The organism is Chryseobacterium aurantiacum (assembly GCF_003020585.1).
GTDB classification, from domain to species: Bacteria; Bacteroidota; Bacteroidia; order Flavobacteriales; family Weeksellaceae; genus Chryseobacterium; species Chryseobacterium aurantiacum.
Window position 1 is genome coordinate 156419 of the sequence record NZ_PXUE01000005.1, and the last position, 13232, is coordinate 169650.

Sequence of the window (13232 nt, forward strand, 5' to 3'; positions counted from 1 at the left end):
TAATTGATTATTATTTTAATTAAGCTGTAACTGGTCTTTTTGCAGGAGCATCATCTCTGTCGAAAACTCTGTTGATCACTGCATTTTGGTTTTTCTCAAACATTTTGTGGCTACCTGGAGCCGGAGCACCGCTTGGTACCGGAGAAACTACCTGGATTCCTGTATCTCTGAAGTTTCTTAGGATATAAGACCAAGCCCCCATGTTTTCTGGTTCTTCCTGAGCCCAAACCAATTGTGTTCTGTTCTCGTACTTGCTGAAGATGGCTTCAATAGCATCTGTCTGAAGCGGATAAAGCTGCTCAAATCTTACCAATGCAATATTTTCACAGTTCAATTCTTCTTTCTTCGCTAATAATTCGAAGTACAGCTTACCTGAACAAAGAACTACTTTTTCTACTTTTTTAGGATCTGCAGTTGGATCATCTAAGATTGGCTGGAATGAACCTGTTGCAAAATCTTCAAGTGGAGAAACCACTTTCGGGTGTCTCAATAAAGATTTAGGGCTCATTACGATCAATGGTTTTCTGAATGCCCACTTCAATTGTCTTCTCAATAGGTGGAAGTAATTGGCTGGTGAAGTAATGTTAGCAACAACCATATTTTCATTAGCACAAAGTGTTAAGAATCTCTCCAATCTTGCTGAAGAGTGTTCTGCACCCTGTCCTTCTGAACCGTGAGGCAATAACATTACCAATCCGTTTTGAAGTTTCCATTTTTCTTCTGCAGCAGCTAAATACTGGTCAACAATGATCTGAGCTCCGTTCACGAAATCTCCGAACTGAGCTTCCCAGATTGTTAATGTATTTGGAGAAGCCATTGCATATCCATAGTCAAAACCTAGAACACCATATTCTGAAAGGTGAGAGTTGAATACGTCAAATCTACTTTCTGAAACGTGTCTTAATGGGATATATTCTTCTTCTGTATCTTCTGTTTTTACAACTGCATGTCTGTGAGAGAATGTTCCTCTTTCTACATCTTCTCCAGAAATTCTTACATTGTGACCTTCTACAAGAAGGGTAGCATATGCTAACCACTCTCCTAACGCCCAGTCTAATGAATTTCCATTAATAGCCTTGATACGGTTTTCGAAAAGTCTTGTAATTTTATTGATGAATTTTTTATCTGCAGGAAGGGTAGACATTGTAAGGGCTAACTCTTTCAACTTAGCCAGGTCATATTTTGTATCAACCGGTAATTGAGCTACTCCTCTTTTTCCAATTGGATAATTTACCCAATCTTCAGCCATAAATAAATCCATAACGTTTTTCTCAATCTCCTTGGAAGCATCAAAGTCTTTATCTAAAAGAGCCTTGAAGTCTACCTCCATCTTTTTGATGATGTCATTAGAGATTACGCTATCATTGATTAATTTATCTTTATAGATTTCTCTTGGGTTTGGATGCTTGGAAATAGCTTTGTAAAGATTTGGTTGTGTAAATCTTGGCTCATCTCCTTCGTTGTGTCCATATTTTCTGTATCCTAAAAGGTCGATGTAAACATCTTTTCCAAACTTCGCTCTGAAGTCAGCAGCAAAATGGATAGCATGAACTACCGCTTCAGCATCGTCAGCATTTACGTGCATTACAGGAGATTCTGTAACTTTTGCAATGTCTGTACAGTAAGTTGAAGATCTTGCGTCATGGAAGTTTGTGGTGAAAGATACCTGGTTGTTTACAACAATGTGAACGGTACCTCCTGTTTTGTATCCTTCAAGAGTCATCATCTGCGCTACTTCGTAAGCAATACCCTGCCCCGCAATAGCTCCATCTCCGTGAATGATAATTGGTAATACTTTAGAATAATCTTTGTACTTATCATCTACTTTCGCACGGCAGATTCCCTCTACAAGAGCGGCTACTGTTTCAAGGTGAGACGGGTTAGGAGTAAGGTTAATGCAAACTTCTTCTCCTGAAGCTGTTTTGATCTTTTTAGATGATCCTAAGTGATATTTAACATCCCCTGAGAATACATCCTCTTCGAACTCTTTTCCTTCAAATTCTGAGAAGATCTGCTTGTAAGATTTTCCGAAGATGTTTGATAATACATTTAATCTTCCTCTGTGTGCCATTCCTAATACCACTTCATCTACTCCTAATTGAGAAGATCTTGAGATCAATTGATCTAAAGCCGGGATTAATGATTCTCCTCCTTCCAGTGAGAATCTTTTCTGACCTACAAATTTTGTATGAAGATAATTTTCAAAGGCAACAGCCTGGTTTAATTTTAATAAGATTTCTGTTTTTTCATTTGCAGAAAGACTTGCGTGGTTTTCGTTTACCTGAAGCCATTTCTTAATGAAATCTTTTTCTTCAACATTGTTGATGTACGTATATTCTACTCCGATAGAATCACAGTAGATATTTTCCAGGTGCTTGATAAGGTCTGCCAAAGTAGCAGGCTCTTTCATTCCTGTTTCAACTGCACAGTTGAATTTTGTATTTAAATCCTCTTTAGAAAGACCGAAGTTCTCGATGTCCAAAGTAGGTGTATAGTGTCTTCTTTCTCTAACTGGATTCGTTTTTGTAAACAAGTGCCCTCTTGTTCTGTAAGCCTCGATAAGGTTTACTACTTTAAACTCTTTCTTGATGTGTTCAGGAACTTCTCCGTTTGTTACTGCCTGAGAAATTTGTTGTACTGCAGGAGCAGCGTTGGCCGGAGCCTGAATAAATTGAATGTTATCGTCATCTCCATAATTCTCCAAAGCAAAATCGAAGCCTTGAAAGAAAGCTTTCCATGATGGTTCTAAAGAATCTGGGAATTTTAAGTACTGTTGGTATAAATCCTCAATTAACTGAGAATGAGCTGCGTTTAGGAATGAAAATCTGTCCATTATTACAGTTTATCTATTTATTAAAATTTATTTGTAGAATTAATCTTCAAATTTAATAAAAAAAACCGAGTTAGAACAGTCTGAAACCGTTAAAAAAAATTAAGAAAAAAATTATTGAAAAAAAATTACTTATACACTGATAATGAGAGCTTCATGTTCACCTCCTGCCCTTCCATAGGACGTTCAATAAAGGTCTGACGGATATCTCCAAAGCGCATCTCATCTTTTTTGGCTTTCTGAATCAGCTGCTGAATGGCCCTAATTCGGCCTTCGTAGTTCCCTTTGTAGTACATTACGTAGTTTTGAGACGGATTTACGGACCTAAAATTAAAGTTATTGTCAGACACCCCAATTTTCTTGGAAAGAGGAATTCCGAGGAAGTAAGAAACCTCCTTGTCTTTGTAATTATCGGCATCAGTCATCAGAATTGGATATCCGAATTCATCATCTCTTTTTCCAAGGTCCATTGTCACAAAATTATACACCTTGTTGTAGTTCATTACAATATTTTTGTAAAGCGCATCCTTCTTATTGGAAGTACTTACGTTAATCCCCAGCAATAGCTTATCTTCTTCATTTTCTACCATCAGACTATCATACTTAATGGCAGCCATTTGATTGTCTTTTTCAACCTTATTTCCCAGTGCATTTTTAAGATTCACCATACTTTTGGTGATATTTTCCGCAAAACGATCTTCAGTCCAGAAGTTTTCTACCCTTCTCCAGACAGACAGCTTTGGAGTATGCACGTACCAGATTATTTTTGTTTTTTCAGCAGAAACAGGCTTAAATTTAACATCAACCAGCGTTGGATTTTCATTTTTATCCTCAAAAAGCTGATATTTCAGGGTTTTATTTAGGTTTTCATATCTGATGAACATTTCACCATCGGTATCATTTTTAGAATCTACGTAACTGATGGCGCTTCCCTGTCCTTCATAAGGCGTATAATAATCTATATCCATAGACTGTGAACTGGTGAAAAAATTATTCCATCTGGTAAAACTCTGCAGGTTATTAAACTGTGAAAAGACTTTATCTACCGGATAATCAATCTCTTTTTCAACGGTAAAATTTTTGTTTTCATCCACAAAATAATACATGGAAGCAGCATAAGCTCCACCCAAAAGAACAATAATTACAGTTACTATTTTAAAAATACGCATCGCACAAAAGTAATACAAATAAAAAAAGTGAACAATATGCTGTTCACTCTTGTTTTATGTTTAACAATAATTAACCTATATGAGTTCCCGGAGGAAGTACTGCTCCTTTTTTTACCACTACAATTCCGTCTTGTACAGAATGGGTTCCGTAGTCTCCATCGGGAATATGTTTTCCGCCAATGATTTTTACATTGTCACCAATATAGCAGTTTTTATCGAGGATTGCTTTTTCAATATAGCAGTATTTTCCGATTCCCATATTCGGGCGGCCGCCTCGGTCATTCATTACAATTTCTGTTGTATTCTGATAGAAATCCGCACCCATCACATAGGAATTAACAATAGTGCTTCCTTTATCTATTCTTGTTCTGTTTCCAATTACAGAGTTTTCAATTTTATCTGCCATGATGATGCATCCGTCTCCAAAAACAGCCTTACTTACATACGATCCATTAATTTTTGATGGTGGAAGCATTCTGGCCCTTGTGTAGATAGGCGAGGAAGAAAACAGGTTAAATTGCGGAAGATCCAGACAAAGGTCCAGATTGGCTTCGTAGAATGACTCTATGGTTCCAATATCCGTCCAATATCCTTCATACTGATAGCTTAGGGTCTTATATTTTCCGATGGAGCTTGGGATAATGTCTTTACCAAAATCATCTCCGGCTCCCTCTTCAAACATCTTTTTTAGAATATTCTTGGTGAAAATATAAATCCCCATGGAAGCTAAAAATTCTTTTCCTTTATGTTTATTTTCATCGGAAACTTCAGATTTTAAGCCATCCAGCGTATCATAGCCTGGTTTTTCATAGAAAGAGGTGATATTTCCTTCATCATCAGATTTTAAGATCCCAAAACCTGTAGCATCCTTAGCATTTACAGGGATTGTTGCAATGGTAAGATCTCCTCCGTTTTCGATATGAAAATCGAGCATTTCCCTGAAATCCATCTGATACAACTGGTCTCCTGATAGGATTAAAATATAGTCGTAGTCATATTTTTCAAGATGCTTCATAGATTGGCGCACTGCATCTGCTGTTCCCTGATACCAGCTTTCGTTTTCCACATTCTGTTCTGCAGCAAGAATGTCTACAAAGCCTTTACTGAAGATATCAAAGTGGTAAGAATTTTTAATATGTGAATTTAGGGAAGCCGAATTGAACTGGGTTAATACCAAAATTTTATTCAGTCCTGAGTTCAGACAGTTTGAAATAGGAATATCTACCAATCTGTATTTTCCTGCGATAGGTACAGCTGGTTTTGACCTTGTAAATGTTAAGGGGAATAATCTTGTTCCTCTGCCTCCTCCCAATACAATAGAGATTACATTTCGATTCATAATTATCTTGCGTTTTTTTATTTTATTAAGTCAACTGTTCTATTTTTGAGGTCTGCATGAAGTGTACAGCAGTCAATCCTCTTATTATTTTTATCATAACTATACACTACAACTTCATATATTCCTGATTTCTGAATTGCTGAGTTGTTTTACATCTTTATCTACTCCGTCAATTTCTATATTGCATTTTTTAAGCTGATCCCTAAAAGGTTTGTTAGTAATTAAAACATCCATGATATCAACTCTTTTCATTGCAAAGTCATCAAGATCTTTTTCATCCCTTTTTAGAATATACATCACTGGTCACTTTTCCACAGGAAATAACCCCAATACCCAATATCAGAAAAAAGGAATTTCTTATCATATCAGCTATTATATAAAGCTAAATATTTTTCCGCAGATTTCTCCCATGAAAAATCAAAATTCATGTTAGCATGAATAAGATCATCCATCACTCCTTTTTGATTATAGATTTCAAGGGCTCTGTTCATTGCATGAACAATATCATCTACTCCCGGATAGGTAAAGTTTAAGCCTGCCCCGCCTGTTGAAATATCTTCCACGGTATCTTTCAATCCGCCAGTATATCTTACCACGGGAACTGTTCCGTATTTCATAGAATACATCTGGTTCAGACCGCACGGCTCTACCCTTGAGGGCATCAATAAGAAGTCTGCCGATGCATAGATCTTATGGGAAAGATGTTCTTTATATCCTACATCCAGAGCAAAATTGGTATAGGTATAATCGTATTCCTTTAATTTATTTTCAACATAGGTATTTCCTGAACCCAAAATCATGATATTTAAAGATCCATAATTTTGCTTAATGCTTCGCCACACTACATCAGGAAGCAGATCTGCTCCTTTTTCCGTAGCAAATCTTCCTATGAAAGCAAACAGGGGCAGTTCCGGCTTCAATCTGTATTCTTTACACAGCTTTTCTTTATTTTTCTTCTTTTGGGCAACTGCATTTTTTATATTAAAATTAAAGTCCAGCATGGGATCTGTTTCAGGGTTCCATACTTCTGTATCAATCCCGTTGATAATTCCATAGGCTTTTCCAAATTCCTGACGAACCAGGCTTTCCAACCCTCGAAAACTTATGAAAAGTTCTTCAAGGTATCCTTCAGAAACAGTAGTAAAAGCGTGAGAGCATTTAATCATACTTGCCAACGGATTGATGTATCCGTTCCAGTCCATCAGTCCCCATTTATAAGCGTCAAAGGATGGCATATAGTTCGCCATGCTCCAGCTCATCATTCCCTGATACTCTCCATTATGAATGGTTCCTATGGTTTTTACGCCTTGCAGAAATTCAAATTCCGGGCAATGTTCAACCATAAAAGGCACCAATCCGGTGTGATAGTCGTGACAATGCAGGACATCCGGTTTTATTTCCATAGCGCATAACCAATGCAGAATTCCCTGTTGGAAAGCTAGAAACTGAAAACTTTCATCCTGATAACCATAAGGGTTATCTCTATCCAGCAGCCCCGGAATTTTCACCATATAAAGTTCAAAACCCAAAACATCGGAAGTTTCTTTCAAGACCTGAACCTGAAGCATATTGGATCCCTGATGAATAAATCCATCAAAAACTTTCTCAAATTCATGATCATAAACAAAAGCTTTGTTATACCAAGGCATTACTACCTTAGCTTTTATTCCTTTTACCTTATTCTGATACTTTGGGAGTGCCCCGACTACATCCGCCAGGCCCCCTACTTTTGCTACAGGATAACATTCCGTACTTAAGTGATAAACAACCATTTCTATCTTTTGTGTTTAATTCTGTGTAATTTATACTTTTTATCTTTCTTCTGCCTAAGGATAATGCCGGCTAGTGGAGGCAGCCTTACCGTAATGGAATTTTCTTCATGTTTTTCATCCATTATTTCAGGATGAACTCCGCTTCCGCTATATTGTTCATCATCTGAGTTTAAAACGACCTCCCAATGTGTTCCTTCCGGAATCCTTATTTGGTAATCTATTACTTTTGGAGCCAGATTCAAGGCTACCATTACCACATCGTCTCTTTTTTTTCCTTTTCTAAGATATACATAAACCGAATTTTCCAGGTCATCTGCTTCTAGCCACTCAAAGCCTACTTTATCAAACTGATTTTCATAGAGAGCAGATTCTGATCTGTATAAATGATTAAGCTCCTTTACCAGATCTTGTAATCCTTTATGAACAGGATATTTTAATAAATGCCAATCCAGACTTTGGGTAAAGTTCCATTCGCTGGTCTGGCCAAATTCATCACCCATAAAAAGCAGCTTCGCTCCGGGATGGGTATACATATATACATACAAGGTACGAAGATTGGCAAATTTCTGCCATTCATCACCCTTCATTTTATAGATTAAACTTGCTTTTCCGTGCACTACTTCATCATGTGATAAAGGCATCATATAATTCTCATTATACATATACATGGAAGCAAACGTAAGTTTATGATGATGAAACTTCCTGTTGGTAAAGTCTTCTTTAAAGTAATCCAGCGTATCATGCATCCAGCCCATCATCCATTTCATTCCGAAACCAACTCCTCCATCATGTACGGGCTTGGTAAGCAATGGGAAATCTGAACTTTCCTCGGCAATAGTCATAATACTATTTCCAAATTCCTTATAAACAGCTGTATTAAATTCTTGTAGAAAGGCTTTCGCTTCCAGGTTCACATTTTCGCCATATATATTAGGCTCCCACTCCCCCTCGTTCCTTGAATAATCCAGATGGAGCATTGAGGTTACCGCATCTACGCGCAGTCCGTCAGCATGATAACGATCCAACCAAAACATCGCATTGGAAATAAGAAAAGATTTGACTTCATTTCTTCCGTAATTGAAAATGTGTGATTTCCAGTCGGGATGGAAGCCTTTTCTGGGATCTTCATGTTCATATAAGTATGATCCGTCAAAACGGTAAAGTCCGTTAGCGTCTCCCGGAAAATGAGCAGGTACCCAATCCAGAATAACACCTATATTATTTTTATGAAGTTCATCAATCAGAAACATCAAATCCTGTGGTGACCCAAAACGTGAAGTTGCTGCATAAAATCCTGTAATTTGATAGCCCCAACTTGGATCATACGGATATTCCATAACAGGCATGAACTCTACATGCGTAAAACCCATTTCCTTTATATACGGTACAAGCTTTTTTGCGATGTCACGGTAATTCAAAAAATGGTTAGGATGATCTTCCTCTCTTACCCATGAACCTAAATGCATCTCATAAACAGAGATTGGAGCTTCCAGGCTATTTCTTTCCCATCTATTATCCATCCATTCCTGATCATTCCATTCATACCATGTTGTAGAAACCAGTGATGCTGCCTGAATATTTTGTTCCCAACTTAATGCATAAGGGTCACTCTTTTCCAAAATTTCACCTCTTTCTGTCTCAACAGCGTATTTATATAAAGTTCCCCAGGTTAATCCATCAATGAATCCTTCCCAAATCCCCGATCCGTCCCATCTTGGAAACAAAATATGGTCTTTATGATTCCAGTTATTGAAATTACCTATTACTGAGACTTTCTTTGCATGGGGTGCCCAAACTGAAAAATAAACTCCCTTTACACCATCCTTTTCTACAGAATGTGCTCCAAACTTACCATACAGCTTATAGTGTCTACCTTCTTTGAAAAGATACACATCATGATCAGTGAAAAGCGTATAGGTTTTAACAGAATTCATCAAGATCAGTTTGTATTTATATTTTCCCTGAAACTACGAAAAATACTAACAACCGCGATTAATTATTCATCAAATAATTATCAAGTTAGTTTTCTTCTTTCGTCTATCTATCAAATATATCATTTTTTAATTCACTTTTTTATGATTCCAAAACAATCTTTTTTATAAATTTAGCATTCTAATATTTATTAAACACTTATGATGAGGTTTGAACTTTATACCGATGAAAAAGACGACAGGCCAGTATTTATTACGGGAAATTTCAATAACTGGAATCCTAAGGACTTCAATTATCAGCTTACACAAGAGGATCCATGCAACCACTCCATAGAGATTGACAATCAAATACTTCCGGAAGAAATTGAATATAAATTCACCAAGGGAGGTTGGGAAAACGTTGAGCTGGACAAATACGGAAACATCACCCCTAACCGAAAGGCTAAAAAATCCATAGAAAAAACTTCCGACATTGTAGAAAAATGGAGATTAAACTGGGGACCCTTCAAGAAAGAATTCTTTCCTGTTGCTGAAGTAATTTCTGAAAAATTTTATATTCCACAGCTTGATCGCTATCGTAAGGTTTGGGCCGTACTTCCGTATGATTACCATACGTCGGATAAACACTATCCGGTCTTATATCTTCAGGATGCGCAGAATCTCTTCAATGAGGGAAGTGGCTACGGAAACTGGGAAATAGACAAAAAATTATCCATTCTTGCAGAATATGGACGAGGTGATGTTATCGTCATTGCTATAGAACATGGAAGTGAGGACAGAATAAAGGAATTTATTTTCGATAATGATAATATCGCCAATGGTTCCGAGGGTAAAAAATACATCCGTTTCATTACAGATACCCTAAAACCTTTTGTGGATGAAAATTATCGTACCAAAAAAGATCGTGACAATACCGGAATTGGAGGCAGCTCATTAGGTGCGCTTATCAGTATTTACAGTGGTTTTCTTTATCCGGAGGTCTATTCTAAGTTATTGATCTTCTCGCCGTCTCTCTGGGTAGAACCAAACAATAATTTTCCAATGATGAACTTCAGGGTTCCTTTTAAGACAAAAATATATTTATATGGAGGAGCTCAGGAGGGATCCAAAATGGTAAAAAGAATCCATATTTTTGAGGAATATTTGAAAAGATGGGAGAAAAAGAATCTTTTTGACTTTGAATTCAGGACCAATATTAATCCGGAAGGAACGCACAATGAATTTTACTGGTCACAGGAATTTCCAAGGGCCATTGAGTGGCTGTTCTACGATAATACAGAAAACCCTGTTGAGGTAAAACCACAACAACAAAGCATTAAAAACTAAGCTTACAAATTGTCATTAATGAAATCTATCTGCAGAAATGAAGATGATCCTTTCATTGAGCCTAAAAATAATCTCTACGTATGAAATTAATCAACAAAAAAAATAAAAATTACACTCAGGTTTTCCACTTATTCACTGAAGAAGAATGGACCAAAACAGGCAAAAACTTCAATAAAAATATTGCCACTTTCTTCACAGGAAAGAAACATGAAGTCTTTGTAAACGCCCATGAAGAAGGAATAACTTACTTTATTGGACTGGGAAAATCTACCTTTCAGAACTTTGAAATCCAAGAGGTTGCTGTAAAATTTTCACAAACTCAAAAGGAAAAACTACAACCCGCTCCTACCTTAATGCTTGCCGATTTTCTTAATGAAAAGCAATTTGAAGAATTTGTGAAAGGATTACTCATTGGAACTTATAACTATCCTTTTGAGAAGACTCACCCTTTCTGGAATACAAAATTTGAGCTTCATTTTGAGAATTTAAGCCAGAAAAAACTGGATCATATCGCTCAAAAAGCTGAAGCACTAAGCAATGGACAAGTTGCCTGCCAGGATTGGCTGAACAAGCCTGCCAATTTTAAGAAACCTGATATTTTCAGTGTATATCTTAAAAATCTGGCCAAAAAATATGACCTAAAATATACAGTCTTCAACAGAAAAAAATGTGAAGAACTTGGTTTGGGAGCCTACCTTGCCGTTAATCAAGGAAGTGCCTATGATGCTGCTTTCACTATTTTAGAATACAAAACCACCGTTAAAAATTCCAAAACATTTGGTTTAGTTGGAAAGTGTGTATTGTTTGATACCGGAGGAATCTCATTAAAAAATTCAGCCAATCTGCATTACATGAAATCTGATATGGGTGGCGCTACGGCAGTGCTTGGAACACTGATCTATGCTGCTGAAATGGAACTTCCCGTGAATATCACAGCCATTCTTCCTGTCACAGATAATGCCATTTCTGAAAACGCCCTTCTTCCAAGCGATGTGATTACCGCCTATAATGGAAAAACAATTGAAGTTCTTGATACAGATGCTGAAGGCAGACTGATTCTTGCTGACAGCCTTTCTTATCTATCAAAAAATTACAAAACAGATTTCCTTATTGATCTTGCTACCTTAACGGGAAGCTCAGTGAGAATGTTTGGAAATACCTGTGGAGCCTTGTTTTCCAATGATGAGGAACTGAAAAATATGCTAATAAAAACAGGTGACCAAACCAACCAGAGACTCTGGAACCTGCCTTTATGGGATGTATGGAAAGATGATATTCAATCTGATGTGGCAGATCTGAAAAACCTCTCAATGAAGCCTGTGGGTGACTGTATTATTGCGGCAAAATTCTTAGAACATTTCATTGAAAATCACCCTAAATGGGCGCATTTGGATATAGCTGGGGTAGCCTTTGGAAATGTGGGTTATGCCAAGGAAAAAGCAGCGACTGGTTTTGGGGTTCAATTGTTGGTGGATTTAATCGAAAATTATCACTAAAAATTAGTTTATTACAAAAAATCTCTGTATACTTGATTAGTAGTTTTTCAAAAACACACCATATTTCAATTTTTGATATTAATCAAATAATAAAAATATAGTTTTATTTTTGAAAATTTACTAAAACATAAAAAACATTATATGGAGGAGAAAATTATAGTATGTATTTCGTGCTATTACAAGGGCTATGACTTTATGGATGAAATGAAGAAGCTCGGTAATAAAATCATATTAGTAACATCAGAAAACCTTAAAGAAAAAAACTGGCCGTGGCATGCCATTGATGAGGTATTTTATATGCCAGAACTCAAGCCATCAGTATGGAATCTTGAACATCTTATCCAGGGATTTTCACATCTAATGAAAACCCGAAAAGTAGATGCTGTTGTAGCCCTTGATGACTACGATGTAGAAAAAGCAGCCTTAATCCGGGAGACTTTTCGTATTCCCGGAATGGGGCAAACTACCCACCGTTACTTCAGAGATAAACTGGCTATGCGGCAAAAAGCAAAAGATTCGGGAATTAATGTTCCGGAATTTACAGCTGTTTTCAATGACGATATTGTCAATGATTTTGTTGATAAAGTACCTGCTCCTTGGGTATTGAAACCCCGCTCAGAGGCTTCTGCATCGGGAATAAAGAAAATTACAACTAAAGAACAGCTTCATGAAGCTTTGGAAGTTCTTGGAGAAGAGCGTCATCTTTTCTTATTGGAAAGCTTTAAACCCGGAGATGTTTATCATGTAGACAGCCTTACCTTCAATAAGGAGATTGTATTTACCTCTGCCTCAAAATATTTGGCCCCGCCAATGCAGGTCTCTCATGAGGGTGGCGTTTTCAGATCCAAAACATTAGGAAGATATTCTGAAGAATTTAAAGCTCTGGAAGAAATCAATGCTAAAGTACTTTCTAATTTTGGACTTATCAACGGGGCAACCCATACAGAGTTTATCCGCGGTAAAGAAGACAAAAAATGGTATTTCCTTGAAACCTCTTCAAGGGTTGGCGGTGCACATATTCCTGATCTGGTAGAAGCATCAAGCAATATCAACATCTGGAGAGAATGGGCCCAGATTGAGGATGCCCTCCTAAGAAATAAAAATTATAACGTCTTGCCTCCTACAGGATATTATTCAGGATTGATTATTGCTTTAATCAAAGAAAAAGAGCCGGATTACAGCCAATTTGAAAGCGAAGAAGTGGTAAAGTTTCTTCCCATAGACTACCATGTCGGAATTGTTTACAAATCCAGCGAAGCTTCAATAATAGAGGAAAGATTGGACAGCGCCGCTGAAATGATCAATGCAGAAATGCTCAACATTCTGCCTCCCAAAAGCAGCAAACTGAGAAGTTAGAATATATAACCAT

General features: G+C 37.0%; 9 protein-coding genes. 3 read left to right on the top strand and 6 right to left on the bottom strand.

Features of this window, described 5'->3' with window-relative positions; genetic code table 11:
• Nucleotides 1-19: 19 nt before the first annotated feature.
• The 6 genes from C7D53_RS16865 to glgB form a co-directional block, all read right to left on the bottom strand.
• Complete coding sequence (locus C7D53_RS16865) at nucleotides 20-2833, bottom strand: 2-oxoglutarate dehydrogenase E1 component (RefSeq protein WP_106917581.1); 2814 nt, start codon at nucleotides 2831-2833, stop codon at nucleotides 20-22.
• A 125-nt stretch (nucleotides 2834-2958) separates the two neighbouring features.
• Nucleotides 2959-3999 (bottom strand): SRPBCC domain-containing protein, encoded by a 1041-nt coding sequence (locus C7D53_RS16870; RefSeq protein WP_106917582.1) that lies wholly within the window; start codon nucleotides 3997-3999, stop codon nucleotides 2959-2961.
• A gap of 70 nt (nucleotides 4000-4069) precedes the next feature.
• Complete coding sequence (locus tag C7D53_RS16875; protein ID WP_106917583.1) at nucleotides 4070-5338, bottom strand: glucose-1-phosphate adenylyltransferase; 1269 nt, start codon at nucleotides 5336-5338, stop codon at nucleotides 4070-4072.
• A gap of 114 nt (nucleotides 5339-5452) precedes the next feature.
• The gene (locus C7D53_RS16880) at nucleotides 5453-5635 is read right to left on the bottom strand and encodes a hypothetical protein (protein WP_106917584.1); all 183 of its coding nucleotides are present in this window, start codon (nucleotides 5633-5635) and stop codon (nucleotides 5453-5455) included.
• A 68-nt stretch (nucleotides 5636-5703) separates the two neighbouring features.
• Nucleotides 5704-7110 (bottom strand): glycogen synthase, encoded by a 1407-nt coding sequence (locus C7D53_RS16885; RefSeq protein WP_106917585.1) that lies wholly within the window; start codon nucleotides 7108-7110, stop codon nucleotides 5704-5706.
• A 2-nt stretch (nucleotides 7111-7112) separates the two neighbouring features.
• The gene (gene glgB, locus C7D53_RS16890; RefSeq protein WP_185126710.1) at nucleotides 7113-9044 is read right to left on the bottom strand and encodes a 1,4-alpha-glucan branching protein GlgB; all 1932 of its coding nucleotides are present in this window, start codon (nucleotides 9042-9044) and stop codon (nucleotides 7113-7115) included.
• A 198-nt stretch (nucleotides 9045-9242) separates the two neighbouring features.
• Here glgB and C7D53_RS16895 point away from each other — a divergent pair, with 198 nt between their 5' ends.
• The 3 genes from C7D53_RS16895 to C7D53_RS16905 all read left to right on the top strand — a co-directional run bounded on the left by C7D53_RS16895 (nucleotide 9243) and on the right by C7D53_RS16905 (nucleotide 13219).
• Nucleotides 9243-10367 carry an alpha/beta hydrolase gene (locus tag C7D53_RS16895; RefSeq protein WP_228422397.1) on the top strand — a complete coding sequence of 375 codons (1125 nt, stop codon included), beginning with the start codon at nucleotides 9243-9245 and terminating at the stop codon, nucleotides 10365-10367.
• A gap of 80 nt (nucleotides 10368-10447) precedes the next feature.
• Nucleotides 10448-11863 carry a leucyl aminopeptidase family protein gene (locus tag C7D53_RS16900; RefSeq protein ID WP_106917588.1) on the top strand — a complete coding sequence of 472 codons (1416 nt, stop codon included), beginning with the start codon at nucleotides 10448-10450 and terminating at the stop codon, nucleotides 11861-11863.
• 141 nt (nucleotides 11864-12004) lie between these two features.
• A complete protein-coding gene (locus C7D53_RS16905; RefSeq protein ID WP_106917589.1) occupies nucleotides 12005-13219 on the top strand; it encodes an ATP-grasp domain-containing protein in 1215 nt (404 codons plus the stop codon).
• Nucleotides 13220-13232: the final 13 nt, after the last annotated feature.